General features: G+C 60.3%; 13 protein-coding genes. 6 read left to right on the top strand and 7 right to left on the bottom strand.

The window, feature by feature from the left end; all coding sequences use genetic code 11:
* Positions 1-17: 17 nt before the first annotated feature.
* From HNR46_RS08620 to HNR46_RS08600, 5 genes are all read right to left on the bottom strand, one after another.
* Positions 18-3764, bottom strand: a complete 3747-nt coding sequence (locus HNR46_RS08620; RefSeq protein WP_184017803.1) for an FtsK/SpoIIIE domain-containing protein — start codon at positions 3762-3764, stop codon at positions 18-20.
* Positions 3748-3963 (bottom strand): hypothetical protein, encoded by a 216-nt coding sequence (locus HNR46_RS08615; RefSeq protein ID WP_184017801.1) that lies wholly within the window; start codon positions 3961-3963, stop codon positions 3748-3750. Before HNR46_RS08615 ends, HNR46_RS08620 begins: the two co-directional genes overlap by 17 nt.
* Positions 3960-4472, bottom strand: coding sequence for a hypothetical protein (locus HNR46_RS08610; protein ID WP_184017799.1), 513 nt, complete (start codon positions 4470-4472; stop codon positions 3960-3962). Before HNR46_RS08610 ends, HNR46_RS08615 begins: the two co-directional genes overlap by 4 nt.
* A 7-nt stretch (positions 4473-4479) precedes the next feature.
* Positions 4480-4752 carry a WXG100 family type VII secretion target gene (locus HNR46_RS08605; protein ID WP_184017798.1) on the bottom strand — a complete coding sequence of 91 codons (273 nt, stop codon included), beginning with the start codon at positions 4750-4752 and terminating at the stop codon, positions 4480-4482.
* Between the two features lie 86 nt (positions 4753-4838).
* Positions 4839-5276, bottom strand: a complete 438-nt coding sequence (locus tag HNR46_RS08600; protein WP_184017796.1) for a nucleoside deaminase — start codon at positions 5274-5276, stop codon at positions 4839-4841.
* Positions 5277-5361: 85 nt separating this feature from the next.
* Between HNR46_RS08600 and HNR46_RS08595 the strand changes: the two genes are divergently transcribed.
* Positions 5362-6441, top strand: a complete 1080-nt coding sequence (locus HNR46_RS08595) for a TIGR00730 family Rossman fold protein (protein ID WP_184017794.1) — start codon at positions 5362-5364, stop codon at positions 6439-6441.
* 55 nt (positions 6442-6496) lie between these two features.
* On the opposite strand, the gene HNR46_RS08590 is transcribed toward HNR46_RS08595, so the two are convergent.
* Complete coding sequence (locus HNR46_RS08590) at positions 6497-7597, bottom strand: pyridoxal-phosphate-dependent aminotransferase family protein (RefSeq protein WP_184017792.1); 1101 nt, start codon at positions 7595-7597, stop codon at positions 6497-6499.
* Between the two features lie 16 nt (positions 7598-7613).
* Positions 7614-8789, bottom strand: coding sequence for an adenosine deaminase (locus tag HNR46_RS08585; protein WP_184017790.1), 1176 nt, complete (start codon positions 8787-8789; stop codon positions 7614-7616).
* A gap of 94 nt (positions 8790-8883) precedes the next feature.
* On the opposite strand from HNR46_RS08585, the gene uraH reads away from it, so the two are divergent.
* The 5 genes from uraH to HNR46_RS08560 are packed head-to-tail and all read left to right on the top strand — an operon-like array spanning position 8884 to position 13727.
* Positions 8884-9207: a hydroxyisourate hydrolase gene (gene uraH / locus HNR46_RS08580; protein WP_184017788.1), complete on the top strand. Its 324-nt coding sequence runs from the start codon at positions 8884-8886 to the stop codon at positions 9205-9207.
* Between the two features lies 1 nt (position 9208).
* Complete coding sequence (locus tag HNR46_RS08575) at positions 9209-10423, top strand: M20 family metallo-hydrolase (protein WP_184017786.1); 1215 nt, start codon at positions 9209-9211, stop codon at positions 10421-10423.
* The gene (allB, locus tag HNR46_RS08570; protein ID WP_184017784.1) at positions 10423-11718 is read left to right on the top strand and encodes an allantoinase AllB; all 1296 of its coding nucleotides are present in this window, start codon (positions 10423-10425) and stop codon (positions 11716-11718) included. The genes HNR46_RS08575 and allB overlap by 1 nt, the downstream gene beginning before the upstream one ends.
* On the top strand, positions 11715-12440 hold the full coding sequence (gene allE, locus HNR46_RS08565; protein WP_184017782.1) for a (S)-ureidoglycine aminohydrolase: 726 nt from the start codon (positions 11715-11717) through the stop codon (positions 12438-12440). The genes allB and allE overlap by 4 nt, the downstream gene beginning before the upstream one ends.
* 9 nt (positions 12441-12449) lie before the next feature.
* Positions 12450-13727: a M20 family metallo-hydrolase gene (locus HNR46_RS08560; RefSeq protein ID WP_343076027.1), complete on the top strand. Its 1278-nt coding sequence runs from the start codon at positions 12450-12452 to the stop codon at positions 13725-13727.
* The last annotated feature ends 29 nt before the right edge of the window (positions 13728-13756 follow it).

The raw sequence follows: 13756 nt of genomic DNA, 5'->3' as shown, positions 1-13756 counted from the left end.
ACCTGCCGAGGATCGCTTCAGCGGACCCGTGCATAGGGCCGAAAGGTTTCCACCGTCGCCATCGCTTCGTCATAGAGAACCCCTCGATGCAATCCGAGCTTGGAGGCGATTGGCGAATCGATCATTGCCGACGAATCCGCCGCACTCATCTGGAACAGCACCCGCATTCGGAAATCGGAGAGCAACTTCCGTGGAATCCAACGCGAGACGTGGCTCCATGCATCCGCCGTCACGATCAGGTGGATGCCCGCCGCCGGACCCTCGCTGATCAAACTCTGGAAGACCTTCGCCGTATTCACAGCACCGGACGAATCGTCATCGAAGGAAAAGCGAAACTCATCTTCCTCCCGCAGTCCCTTGAAACGCTGAACATCCCGCACCAAAACAAATACCTCTTCCTCCGTACCTGCCTCGAGCCTTGCTTGCAAGGCGGCCATCCCTTTCTCCAAATTCGTGGGCGTCCACACCTCCACTGCCTGTGGGAGCGCAGCTGCCAGCCTGCCCAGTTCTCCATCCGGGCCTTCAGGGTCGAGAATCACCCACCGTGCACTCTCTGGGGTATGAAGCGCTGAGAGGGAGCGTAGCACGGATTCGAGGAGCGCTTTCATGCGTTCCTCGCCTTGCCCCACTGCCAAGAGGTTAGCTCCGCTTTGGGCCGGAAATTTCACTTCCGTGGGCCCCTTGATCGCATTCGGCGCGCCTAGCCAAACCCGGCTCACCTCAGGGGCTTCTCTGGGCGATTGAGCCATCGCCTCCTGCCATCGCGGATTCTCCGACAATTCAGCGGGAGCATTTCCCTCGTAGACCACCGGTAATGGCAGCGAACAGCCCCGCTCCCGAGCCATTTCCGCAACCGCTTCCAGTCGCTTGCCCCGCTCCTCCTCGGACAACCACACGGTCTGGAATGGACTATTGTTGGCCACCGCTCCCGCGTGATCATTGTAAATCCCCTCGCCGGGTCGCGTCAGCAGCCGGGGTGCCGGATTGTCATCATCCATGATCAAATAGGCATCGGCTTCATTGCATTGCAAAGCGATGCGAATCACCATCTGACCCAAGGTTGCCCGAGCTAAAGTGTAAGCACCTCCTAAGGTTTGAGATCCCAGAATCACATGGATCCCAAAAGCCCGTCCTTGGCGCACGATTCGATCGAGCAGCAACGATGCCTCCTGAGAAGTGCCATCGTCCTCCGTGAAAAACTCCTGAAACTCGTCGATCAACAGCAACGTGCGCGGCAGCGCCTTGCCGGTTGCCTTCCGGTAACTTGCCACATCCTGCGCACCGCAGGCCCGAAACTGCTCACCTCTCTGGCGCAGCTCCTCATCCACCCGCCGTAGAACGCTCAACCCGAACTCTCGGTCACTTTCCACTGCGACCACCCGCGCATGGGGCAATCGGTGCGTGCCGTACGCTTTGAATTCCACGCCCTTCTTGAAATCGATCAAATAGAACTCCACCTCTTCCGGGCTGCAATGCAACGCCAGGTTGGTGATCATCACGTGAAACAACGTGGATTTCCCCGAACCCGTTTTGCCCGCGATCAACGCATGCTGCCGGGTTCCTTTGCCCATCGCCAACACCTGCAACTTGCGGGCTCCTGCGCGGCCGATCGGAACTCGCAACTCTTCGGCCGTGGTCTCCGTCCACAACTCCCCCTGAGGCGCGATCGCCGAAAAAGGGACTTCAACACGGTTCGAATCGACGTGAGCCCGCCCGATCCGATGAACCCATTCCGACTGCCATGCTGCTGGCGGAGCGGAGTCCAACACCACCTCTCCACCCATCTGGGCAAGGCGCCAAACCCCTCCGTCTTGGCGGAGCACAAGGCAGGTTCTCCGCAACTCCTCATCCAACTTCACATCCTGAAGAGCCGCCTCCATCTGAATCACCGGGTAAACCCCGCATCTCGGCCCACCCGCCAACAAACTCCGCAAACGCTGCAAAGCCGTTTCACTGAAGTGAGTGGGAAATCCGGCAATGAACACAAATTGGTACTTCTCCGCCATCTCACCGGCGCTTCGATTGTACTCGGAAATCGTTTCGAATTCATTGCGGAGATACATCTGAATGACCTTCTCCACATGTTCATTCAGCTCCCCAAGTCGTTCGTCAATTTGAGGGGCTTGCGTCCAGATTCGGCCGTGGATCAGCGTGTCCTCATAGTCGGCCAAATGCATCAGACCGGCAAAATCACGCCCTAGTCCCACGGGGTCGATGACCGTAAATGCCGACTGCCCCACCGGTCGCGAAGCCAGAATCCGCAGGGCGAGCGCATTCATCGCATCTGCCGCTTCCGCCGCGCCACCTTCCAAGAGCAAGGCTCCATGGGACGGGAAACCCAAACTCAAGGGAACCACCAGCTCTTCAGGCAAAACGAAGTGCTCCTCGGTGGGAAGATCCACCCCCCAATCCGCACGAGAAATCTTCAATGTCCCCAAGGGAACCACCTCCTCCGCCGCCACCGGTGGATCCCAATCACCATCCGCCAATGGCCGCCAATCCGGAAAACGTCGTTGCCGATCACCCTCCCCATCGACGAGAGGGGTCAACGCCGCCGTGACCTCCTTGGTCCATGTCGAGGCGAGGCCTTCGAGCACCTCCTGATACTCCGCTTCCGAAGCGGCATCACCCGCAACCCGTTGCTCGTCGCCCTTCTCTGCGATCGCCACCTTTTCCGCCTCAAAAAGGCGCCGCTGTTCCAGCGCCTCCGCCTCACGTCTCGCCATCCGCACCGCGTGAAGACGCTCCTCCCATTCCGTCAATCGCTCCCACTGCGCCTCGAGCTTTTTCCTCCCCACCGCGATCTTCTCCTGAGTATCGCCATCGGACTCCCGTAGCTTCTCACTGAATCCGGCGCGCAATCCCGTCGACTCCTCACCGACCTCTGCCTTCAGAGCTTCCACTCTTTCGACCATCGCATTCACCGCCATCGATCCTGCCAAGCGGATTCGCTGAAGATCCAGCGCGAGTCTCCGAGCCTTCGTCCACACCATTCCCAACGCCACCAGATACACCACCGTCACGGCTCCTACCGCCCAGGCTGCCGGCATTCCCCAAGCTTCCACCTCGGCAGGGCGACCCGACAACCCTACGGCGGCTCCCACCGCCGCCACCCACCACAACGGCAGCGGCAGAAATCGAAATACCTTCGCAGGCCAAGCTCCCCTCACCTCCTCCAAGGACTTCTCCGCCGCCGCCCTCAAAGAACCTTCGGAATCTCCAGACACACCCACCCCCTTCCCCACCATCGACTTGGCAAAGAAGGGCTTGAAGCCCCACAGATATTTCAGAGCTTGAGCCGCCTTATCGTTGGCATCAGCTCGATCTCCCGCCGCCTTTTCTCTCAGCGCCTGAAGCTCCTGTTTGGCCCGATCGTAGGTCGCCTGAAGCTCCTCATGGCGCTTCAGCATCTCCCCTTGCGCCTGTCCGAGAAGACGATCTCGCTCCGCCGAAATCCGGTCCGTCAACGCCTGCCGAGCAGAGTGGTATCGCTCCTGAATCCATGCACTCCGACGCTCATGGAATGCCTGCCCGGCGGCCTCCATTTCCGCCAACTCAGCTTCCATCCCAATCCTCTTCCCTTCCATCTCGGCGTCTGCACGCTCCTGCTCGAGACGGATCGATCGCCGAGTCGCCAGAATGCTATCATGCCTCGCATCACGGGCTGCTTCCTCACGCCGAGCCGTTGTCTCGATCGCCCCCTTTACCTTCGCCAGCGTTCCCAGCACATAGCCGGGCTCCAGCGGATCATTCACAGTCGCCATGGATTTTTGAAATCAGTCGTTCGAGGTCAGCCATCACCCGGATGGCGCGATCGGCCTCCTCAGGCAGCCCATCGAGAAAATGGCTGGCAAATTCTTCCGCTTTGGCGTCCTTCCAGGATTCTCGGACCGCCTGCCAGCGCACCATCAATTCGCGGGTCGCGTCGCGGACCACCGCGGCCGATGCACCTGCCTGGTTCACGGTGCTCCCTCCTCTTCACTCGAAGCGCGAGGCTGCGGTGTCCGCCCCGCATATTCATCAAGAGTTCGAATCATCGCATCCAAACTCGCCAGCGCCTTCGGCACATCGATCGCCAAGCGATCGCGCAGATGATCCAATGGAGACAGCGCAGGTGCCACCACCCCGTCGAATCGCCGCGCCCATTGGCGAGTCATTTCCAGCTTGGCCTCCGCCTCTTCGAGGGCCCGAGCCGCTTTTTTCTCCACCATCTTGGGTGCCGCCAGATCATCCCGCAGGCCGGAAAGCTGGGCCGTCATCAATTCCGCCTTGGCCTGCTCCCAGCGCCGGGTCCGACGCCTCACCTCACCTTCCCACGCCATCCGGCGATCATGCGTCAACCATTCGCGCAACCGCTTCACATCAAAGGAGACATCGTCCAAAGCCGTGCCCGTGCGCTGGCCATACCTCGCCAGCGCCGCGCGGAACTCTTCCAACGCCTCAATCGATGCTACCTTCGCCGGTCCCGCCATGGCCCACTCAGCGTTGATCGAGGTACTGTTGGATCTTTTCCGCCTTGCGGAGAAGATAAGGGGCATGGCGCTCGGCCACCTCGTTGAACCGCTTCAACCCTTTCATCGTCTGGAGAAATTCGACCGCAAACTTCTCCTGCTCCTGATCCTGCCAACTCTCTCCCAATGATGAATAACGCGCCATCAATGAAGCCGTGCGATCCCGCAACTCCTCATTGAATCGGTGCAATTCCACCGCAAAACGGCGCAATTCTTCGGGGTCGACGATCGCTTGAGCCATGAGAAAAACCTAGTCGGGTCCTCCAACCCCACAAGAAGCAATCTTGTTGCCCTCCGTGCGGAGTTTCCCTGACATCCGATTCCCCCTCACACTCCAATATCCTCATTCCAGAGCGTCGGCTGAGCCTCGATGAAACGAGTCATCAATTCCACACAGCGCTCGTCCTCCGCCAAAACCACCTCGACGCCTCGCGAACGAAGCCAATCCTCTTCGCCCAAAAAAGTCCGGTTCTCTCCCACGATCACCCGTGGAATTCCATACAGCAAAATCGCACCACTGCACATGCTGCAAGGCGACAAGGTCGTGTAGATTTCGCACTCTCGGTAGACAGCCGCCGACAGACGCCCCGCATTCTCCAAGGCGTCCATTTCTCCATGCAGCACCACGCTCCCGCCCTGCACGCGGCGGTTGTGCCCACGTCCAATGATTTCACCCCGATGGACCAGCACGCTGCCGATCGGAATGCCCCCTTCTTCAAGACCCAGCCGGGCCTCCCGGATCGCCTCTTCAAGAAATCGATGCATGACGGCATGATTTTCGCTATAATACCCCACCGTGCCAGCGGATTCCGTCGGTTCGGTGATTTCAAAACAGCTAACCCCACGTACTATGGCCAAAGTCCGACTCTCCGGCACGGTGCGCGGAGCCGACGACCCTCATCGTTCGGTCCGCGCCCGACTCCTCTACCTGCTCTTTGATGCAGGATGGGACATCTACAACTCCAACGGCGACCAGCGCATCACCCTCGGCAACATCGAAAAAAAGATCACCGAGGCAGAAGCCTTCGTGTTCACCCCCGGTGCGAGCCTCGAGGACATGTTCAAGGCGGTCTCGGTATTCGTGGGGTATCAGACGCTCGACAAACACCTCGCAGGAAAGCCCACCGTGCTCCTCAATAGCGACCGCTCTTGGGACCCGTTTTTTGGCGTGCTTTCCCACCTCCACAAACTCGGCACGATCAAACAGGAATTCCGTGAATTTCTGCTTTCAGCAGACACTCCGGAAACCGTGCTCACCACCTTGAGTGCTGCCAGCCAGACCGGAGTGCCCGATGCCGGTCGCGAAAAGCTCGCCCACGCATCTTCGCCGCTTGCCGTCACCGACGAACCACCGCCATCCGACTTGCTCGGGAACATCTGCGTTTTCTGCTCGGCGACCCTTGAGGAATCCTCCTACCTCGAAGATGGGGAAAACCTTGGCAGACTCATCGCCCATCACGGATTCGGTTGCGTTTCCGGTGCCGGAAAATCCGGCATCATGGGTGCGGTCGTCAAAGGGGCTTCGCAAGCCGGCGGCTGGACCGGTGGCTCGAACGTCCCCCACATCATTGAACTCGAAGGCCTCCCGGAAGGCCTCTCCTCCTTCTGGCTGCGGCCCGACATCTACACCCGGATGGAAGTGATGATCCAACACTCCAATGCCTTCGTCATCATGCCCGGCGGCGCCGGCACCTTCCAGGAACTGCTCGCCCTGATGATCTTCCGCCAACAGGGGAACCCACTGATGAAAGACAAACCCGTCGTCATCTACAACCGGCAGAATCGTGCAGGCATCGGCTTCTGGGATCCTCTCATCGATCTTCTCGATGGCGTCTGCCAACCGGGCGAATTCGTTGTCGCCACCCAGCTGGAGGACATCCTCCCCGCGATTCAATCGCGGCTTCCGCAAGCCATTTCCGAGGCCTGCTGAGCCATCCATCCCTGCTTTCCGAGTAGGAAAGCAGGGCCACCTCCGGCGGCACGGATCATTCCAGGCAATCGACCAAGGCCGCCAAAACGAGGTCCACATTCGCCTGAGTGGCGGAGTGCCCCATCAGCCCGATCCTCCAGGCCTTGCCTGCGAAAGGTCCCAAGCCTGCGCCGATCTCGATGCCATAGGTGTCCAGCAAACGTGCCCTCACCGATCCATCGTCCGCGCCATCGGGGATACGCACGCAGTTCAGAGTATGAAGTGAGTGCTCAGGAATGTACGACAGACCCAGTGATTCAAGACCGGCACGCAGACGCCGATGAAGATGCGCATGGCGCTCCCACCGAGCCTCAAGGCCTTCCTCAAGGACGATTTCGAGTGCCTCCCGGAGCGCGTAGATCATATTGACCGGAGCCGTATGATGGTAGGCTCGCTTGCCCTTCCCTGAATAATAGTCCTTCAGCATGGTCACATCGAAATACCAACTCTGTGGCTTGGTCTTCCGCGACTCGATGACGTCAATCGCCGCCGGAGAGAAAGAAACAGGAGAAAGACCCGGTGGACAAGACAGGCACTTTTGAGTCCCCGAAAAGATGGCGTCGATGTTCCATTCGTCCACTTTCACCGGGTGCCCCCCAAGTGAGGTCACGGCATCCACCACCAGCATGATCCCCTCATCATGAACGATCTTTGAAATCCCCTCCAGCGGCTGATGCGCACCCGTCGAGGTCTCCGCATGCACAATGGTCAGCACCTTCGCCTTTGGCTGTCGCTGCACCTCTTCTGCAATCTGCTCGTCGGTGAAGATTTCTCCCCACGCGACCTCCAATCGGTGAACCACCACTCCCGCGCGTTCCATCACCTCCGCCATCCGCGCGCCAAAGACGCCGTTGATGCACACAATCGCCTCATCCCCCGGTTCCATCAAATTGGTCACCACACACTCCATTCCTGCCATGCCCGTTGCCGACACAGGAAAAGTCAGTCGGTTCTCCGTCATGAACACCTCCCGCAGCTTCACGCAGGTCTCGTCCATGATTTCGATATAACGGGGATCAAGATGCCCCAATGTTGGAGCACCTAGAGCCCGAAGAATTCGCTGGGGGACCGTACTGGGGCCGGGCCCCATGAGGATGCGTTCTGGAAATGCAGTCATGGCAAAATCAATCAAACTAAGGGGAAAAACTGGGATCGAACTCACCGGAAAACGCCCGAGCCGTCAATTCCGCGAAAAGCACACCATAGGCCGGCAGCAGACGACGATGAATCAATCCCACCCGAACCGCGTGGGAGACAAAGGCGCTCTTCATCGCATTCATCGTCATCTTCTCCAAATCCAACAGGGAAAGACCGAACAAAGACGTCGCCAATGCCAGCTCCTTCGACAGCTCCGTGTCACTCATCAATCGGTCATCCGTATTCAGAAACACCCGGAATCCCATCGCATGAAATCCTTGGAAGGGATGCGCTTCCAGAGAAGGACAAGCCCCCGTGTGCACATTGCTCGACAAACACATCTCCAGTGGAATCCGACGATCGAGAACATACTGAGCAAGTGTTCCCAATTTCCAAGAGCCATCGGCACCAACCGCCATATCATCAACCAGTCGCGTGGCGTGACCCAAACGGTGAGCCCCACACCATTGCAAGGCTTGCCAGATGCTCTCCAGCCCAAACGCCTCGCCCGCGTGAATCGTGATCGAAAAGTTTGCACGGTGGATCGCTTGAAAAGCCGCCAAATGCTTCTTCGGCGGATACCCAGCTTCTCCCCCTGCCAAATCAAATCCCACCACTCCGCGGTCCCGCCATCGAATCGCCAGTTCGGCAGCCTCCAGCGAATCCTGACGATCCCGCATCGCACACACGATCAACCCCCATTCCACGCCAAAAGCACCTCGGCCACGCTCCAAACCCGCCAGCACTGCTGCCACCACTTCATCTTGGCTCAGCCCCCCCGATGTATGAAACACCGGTGCAAACCGCACTTCGGCGTAGACCACACCATCCGCCGCCATGTCCTCCAGGAATTCGTAGGCCACCCGCTCCAAATCGTCCGCTCTCTGCATCACCGCAGTGGTATGCGCAAAACCTTCCAAATACTCTGGAAGGTTGCCTCTCTGCGCACCCCGGTGAAACCAGTTTGCCAAGGCCGCTGGATCCTCTGTCGGCAATCCCCCATAGCCCGTTTCCCGCGCCAACTCGATCACAGTCGCTGGGCGCAACCCCCCATCCAAATGCTCATGGAGCAACACCTTCGGCAACCGCCGGAAGTCGAGGGCTTCCACCAAAGCCGCCCCTTCCGGCAGAGGACACACCGGGAGACTCTCCGGATATCGCTGCTCGATCATCTCCGCATTCTAGCAGAACCCACCGGCAAGTCACCGGGCAAATGCGGCTCCCGTCCTCTTGCCTCCCGGCCCGCTTTCTGCTCAGTTGCAAGGGATGTCCAAGATTTCCACGCATGCCCTCGATCTCACCCGTGGCCGACCCGCCGCGGGGCTCGGTGTGCGCCTCCTCCATCAGGGAAAACTCCTCACTGAGATCACCACCAACGCCGATGGCCGCAGCGAGGCCCCCCTCGCCCTCGACCCGGCCACGGGGGACTACCAGATCGAATTCTCAGTGGGTCCGTACTATCGCCAACTCGGCATCGATTCCCCCTTCCTCGAGACCGTTCCCATCGCCTTCCGCGTGACCGCCGGGGAGTCCTATCACATTCCTCTTTCTTTCACCCCATGGGCCTACAGCACCTACCGAGGATCCTGAAATGACAGAGGCAGGTCAGCGTGCCGTCGAACGGCTGGAGGCTCTCGGGCGAATCTCCGACGACCCTCACTTCCTCCTTCGCACCTTCCTCTCGCCCGCCAGCCGCCAGGCAGGGGATCAGGTTATGGAGTGGATGCGTGCCATCGGCATGTCCACCGACCGCGCCCGCGACGGCACACTCCGTGGCATTCTTCCCGGGTCACAACCCACCGCACGCCCGCTGCTACTCGGCTCCCATCTCGACACCGTCAAGGACGCCGGAAAATACGACGGCCCCCTCGGAATTCTAACCGCCCTAGCGGCGCTGGAAACACTCGGAAATCAATCCCTCCCCTTTCCCGTTCATCTCCTCGCATTTTCCGACGAAGAAGGAGTTCGCTTCCACACCACCTACCTCGGCTCCCGCTCACTCGCGGGACCTCTCGACTCCGAAACTCTCGCCCAACGGGACGCCTCCGGCACCACTGTCGCCGCGGCCCTCGCTCACGAAGGCTTCGACGACGGAGTTGAAATCTCCTATTCATCGGACTCTATTCTCGGCTACGTCGAAGCTCACATCGAACAGGGACGTGTCCTCGAAGAAGCAGGGGAAGCACTTGGCGTCGTCTCGGCCATCGCCGGCCAATCGCGACTCACACTGACCCTCACCGGTCGCACCGACCATGCCGGCACCACTCCCATGCCGCTCCGCCGTGATGCCCTAGCAGCAGCAGCCGAGTGCATTCTCCACATCGAAGCTCAGGCCCGTGCGCACCCCCCTCTCGTCGCCACTGTTGGCACCCTTCATCTCCACCCCTCGGTCTCCAATTCGATTCCTGGCTTCGCTTCGCTCTCGCTCGACTTTCGCCATCCCGATCCAGTCGAACACCGACTGCTCCTGGCTCGCCTCCACGATACCCTTCACGAAGTCGCCTCACGTCGCGAACTCACATTGAACTGGTCCATCGTCCAGGAGAACCCTCCTGTTCCTTGCGATCCGCTGCTCACACGGCACCTCGCCGAGGCCATTGAGCAAGAGTTCGGCATCTGCCGTACTTTGGTCTCTGGTGCTGGTCACGATGGCGTCGCCATCTCCGCCCTTGGCCCCATCGCCATGCTCATGGTCCGTTGCCGGGATGGGCTTTCCCACCATCCCGACGAATTCGCCTCCCCAGAGGACATCGAGGCCACCATCCGCGTTCTTGTGCGCTTCTTAAAATCCCTCGCTAACACCTGATGTACGATCTTCTCGTCCACGCTCTGGCGCCTGACGGCCAACCCCTCTCCCTCGCCGTGGAAGAAGGGTTTGTCGTCGACTCCGGTCCTTCAGTGAGCGGATCCGCCCTTGAAGAGATGGAGGCAATTCACGCGGTTCTCCTTCCGGCTTGGATCGATTCTCACGTGCATTTCAACGAACCGGGTCGCCAACACTGGGAAGGCATCGCGACCGGCTCCCGGGCACTCGCCGCCGGAGGAGGATGCGCCTTTTTCGACATGCCGCTCAACTCGTCTCCTCCGGTCACCACCCGCGAACGCCTCGAGGAAAAGCGTCGCTTGGCCGAATCTCTCTCCCATCTCGACTTTGCGCTCTGGGGCGGACTCACGCCCGATTCCATCCGCCATCTCCCGGAAATGGCCGCCGCGGGTGCCATCGCCTTCAAGGCTTTCATGTGCGATTCCGGAATCGACGAATTTCCCGCGGCGGATGCGGCAACCTTGCGCGAGGGCATGCGCATCGCGGCCGACCTTCACCTTCCCGTCGGAGTTCACGCCGAAATCGCCCAACCCCGGCAACTCACGGGTCACGACATGGCCGCCTGGCTCGAATCAAGACCGATCGACTTCGAGCTCGACGCCATCCAGCTCGCCCTCGACCTCGCTCACGAAACTGGCTGCGCCCTCCACATCGTCCATGTGACCTGCCCCGAAGGCATCGATCTGGTCACGACCGCAAAATCGGCTGGCATCGACGTCACGGTCGAAACCTGCCCCCATTACCTCCTTCTCGACACGGATGATGCCCAACGCATCGGTGCTGCCGCAAAATGCGCCCCTCCTCTCAGGTCACCCGCCACGGTCGCAGCGCTTTGGCAACGACTCCTTTCAGGACAGATCGACACTCTCGGCTCGGACCATTCTCCATCTTCTCCCGAACTCAAAATCGGCGACGACCTCTTTGCCATCTGGGGAGGCATCGCTGGCATCCAGCATGGCCTCCCTTTGCTCTTCCAGCACGCCATGGACTTTGCTCCGGCTTGGAGCTCCCGTGTCGCATCCCGCTTCCGTCTGCCACACAAAGGTCATCTTCTCCCCGGATTCGAGGCCGACTTCGTGCTCGTCGAATCCAACTCCGAGCCCATCTCCACGGATCAACTCCTCACCCGCCATCCCCTCTCACCCTACCTCGGTTTCACACCCCGCTACCGCATTGCAGAGACCTTCTTGAGAGGCCAACGGGTCGCCGCGCAGACCCGCGGTCGCTTCCTTCGGCCCTCTCACACCGAGCACGGACCCATGCCCCTTTTCCCATGAACACTCGAACCTCCGTCCAAGCCCGCCACGCCCTCATCGCACCGGATGGGCATGTTCCGTCGGACTTCCCTCATTGGTCCGGAGTGCGCACCCACGTCATCCTATCCCCCGCCATCGGGGCCTCCCTCAGCCAATTCCTCCTGCTGTTCGAACAACCCCTCGCGACTGCATTTTTTCCCGAAAGCGACCACGAGCACGCCATCTACGTCGAATACGGCCCGGTCCGCGCCGAATGGTCGGGCGGCTCTCAAGAACTCACCTCAGGCGGCTTCCTTTTCACCCCGGCTCACACCCACCTCACCCTCCACGGGGAACCTGGCGCGCGCCTCACGGTATTCCGCAAAGTCTTCGCGGCGATTTCCGGCATCCCGAGCCCTCCCGTCACCCATGGAAATGCCGCCGACATTCCCGCCGAACCGTTTCTCGGCAACCCGCGCGCCCTCCTGCAAACCCTTCTGCCCACCGATATCCACTTCGACCTCGCAATCAACATCTTCACCTACCAGCCCGGAGCCACCCTTCCATTTGTCGAAACCCATATCATGGAACACGGACTCCTGATGCTCTCCGGACAGGGGATCTACCGCTTGGAGGACCGCTACTATCATGTCCAGGCAGGCGATGCGATCTGGATGGCCCCCTACTGCCCGCAATGGTTCGCGGCCATCGGCGACGAACCCGCCACCTACCTCTACTACAAGGACATTCATCGACTCCCATGACCCCGATCGGTGCGTGGACTTCCTCAAGCACCTTGCCACCTCACCTCCGTGCCTCTCCTTCCCAACATCCCCCGCCTTCTGGATGAACTGGCTCACCTCGCCACGATCTCCGCGCACCCGGCACCTGCCGTGACCCGAGTGCTCTTTTCCGAGGAAGACCTCACCGCACGCGCCTGGCTTCTGACCCTTGCCGAAAATGCCGGCCTTCGGACCCGCTCCGACTCGATCGGCAACCTCTTCATCACCCTGCCAGGGAGCGATCCCTCCCTGCCCGCCGTCGCCACTGGCTCCCACACCGATGCCATCCCGAATGCCGGCGCCTACGATGGCGTCGTCGGAGTCCTCGGCGGCCTCGAAGCTCTCCGCTCCATCGCCGAATCCGGTGAAACACCGCGCCGCTCGATTGAACTCATCATGTTCACCGCCGAAGAACCGACCCGCTTCGGCATCGGTTGCCTCGGTTCCCGCATGATGGCCGGCACGATCACCGCCGACGAAGCCCGCCAACTCCGCGACCCGAACGGCATCTCCCTTGAACAACTACGACCTCCCCAGTATTCCGGCGACCTTGCCGCAACACGCCTCACTCCCGGCTCCTATTCCCACTTCATCGAACTTCACATCGAACAAGGCCCTCACCTCGAAGCCGCCGGTATCGATATCGGGCTTGTCGAAAAAATCGCTGCTCCCGCCGCCTTCCGCCTCACTTTCACCGGTACCGGCGGCCATGCCGGGGCCGTCCTCATGCCTGGCCGCCACGATGCCTTCCTCGCCGCAGCCGAAACCGCCCTCGCCGTCGAAACTGCGGCCCTCGAATCCGGTTCCCCCGATACCGTTGGCACCACCGGCGTCATCGAAGTCAAACCAGGGGCGATCAACTCAATCCCCTGCCACGCCCTGATGGAGATCGATTTCCGTGATACCGACCTCGCCGCCCGCGATGCCGCCCTCATCCGAATCCGCCAGTCCGCAGAGACCATCTGCGAACGACGCGGCGTCCAGCTCGATTGGTTCCTCATCAATTCCGATCCACCCGCCCTTTGTTCCCAGGAAATTCTCGCAGTCGCAGAAACTCACACCACCGATCTGAGCTATACTTCCACCCGCCTGATCAGCCGCGCCTACCACGATTCTCTTTTCATGGCCCGACTCTGCCCTACCGCCATGATTTTCATCCCCTGCCTCAATGGCTGGTCGCATCGTCCCGACGAATTCTCCTCTCCCCAAGCCATCGCCAAAGGCACCACCCTGCTCGCCCATACCCTCCTCACCCTCGCTGCTTCGTGATCCCCGGCCCCGAATCCGACTGCTGAAAA

Source organism: Haloferula luteola, assembly GCF_014201715.1.
GTDB lineage: Bacteria > Verrucomicrobiota > Verrucomicrobiia > Verrucomicrobiales > Akkermansiaceae > Haloferula > Haloferula luteola.
Note: the sequence above shows the minus strand (reverse complement) of the source record. Positions and strands in the feature narration are given on the sequence as shown.

Bases quoted from the DNA above. Each gene is read 5' to 3' on its own strand.
- HNR46_RS08620 (WP_184017803.1), bottom strand. From the start codon at position 3,764: ATGGCGACTGTGAATGATCCGCTGGAGCCCGGCTATGTGCTGGGAACG.
- HNR46_RS08610 (WP_184017799.1), bottom strand. From the start codon at position 4,472: ATGGCGGGACCGGCGAAGGTAGCATCGATTGAGGCGTTGGAAGAGTTC.
- HNR46_RS08605 (WP_184017798.1), bottom strand. From the start codon at position 4,752: ATGGCTCAAGCGATCGTCGACCCCGAAGAATTGCGCCGTTTTGCGGTG.
- HNR46_RS08600 (WP_184017796.1), bottom strand. From the start codon at position 5,276: ATGCATCGATTTCTTGAAGAGGCGATCCGGGAGGCCCGGCTGGGTCTT.
- HNR46_RS08595 (WP_184017794.1), top strand. From the start codon at position 5,362: ATGGCCAAAGTCCGACTCTCCGGCACGGTGCGCGGAGCCGACGACCCT.
- HNR46_RS08590 (WP_184017792.1), bottom strand. From the start codon at position 7,597: ATGACTGCATTTCCAGAACGCATCCTCATGGGGCCCGGCCCCAGTACG.
- HNR46_RS08585 (WP_184017790.1), bottom strand. From the start codon at position 8,789: ATGATCGAGCAGCGATATCCGGAGAGTCTCCCGGTGTGTCCTCTGCCG.
- uraH (WP_184017788.1), top strand. From the start codon at position 8,884: ATGTCCAAGATTTCCACGCATGCCCTCGATCTCACCCGTGGCCGACCC.
- HNR46_RS08575 (WP_184017786.1), top strand. From the start codon at position 9,209: ATGACAGAGGCAGGTCAGCGTGCCGTCGAACGGCTGGAGGCTCTCGGG.
- allB (WP_184017784.1), top strand. From the start codon at position 10,423: ATGTACGATCTTCTCGTCCACGCTCTGGCGCCTGACGGCCAACCCCTC.
- allE (WP_184017782.1), top strand. From the start codon at position 11,715: ATGAACACTCGAACCTCCGTCCAAGCCCGCCACGCCCTCATCGCACCG.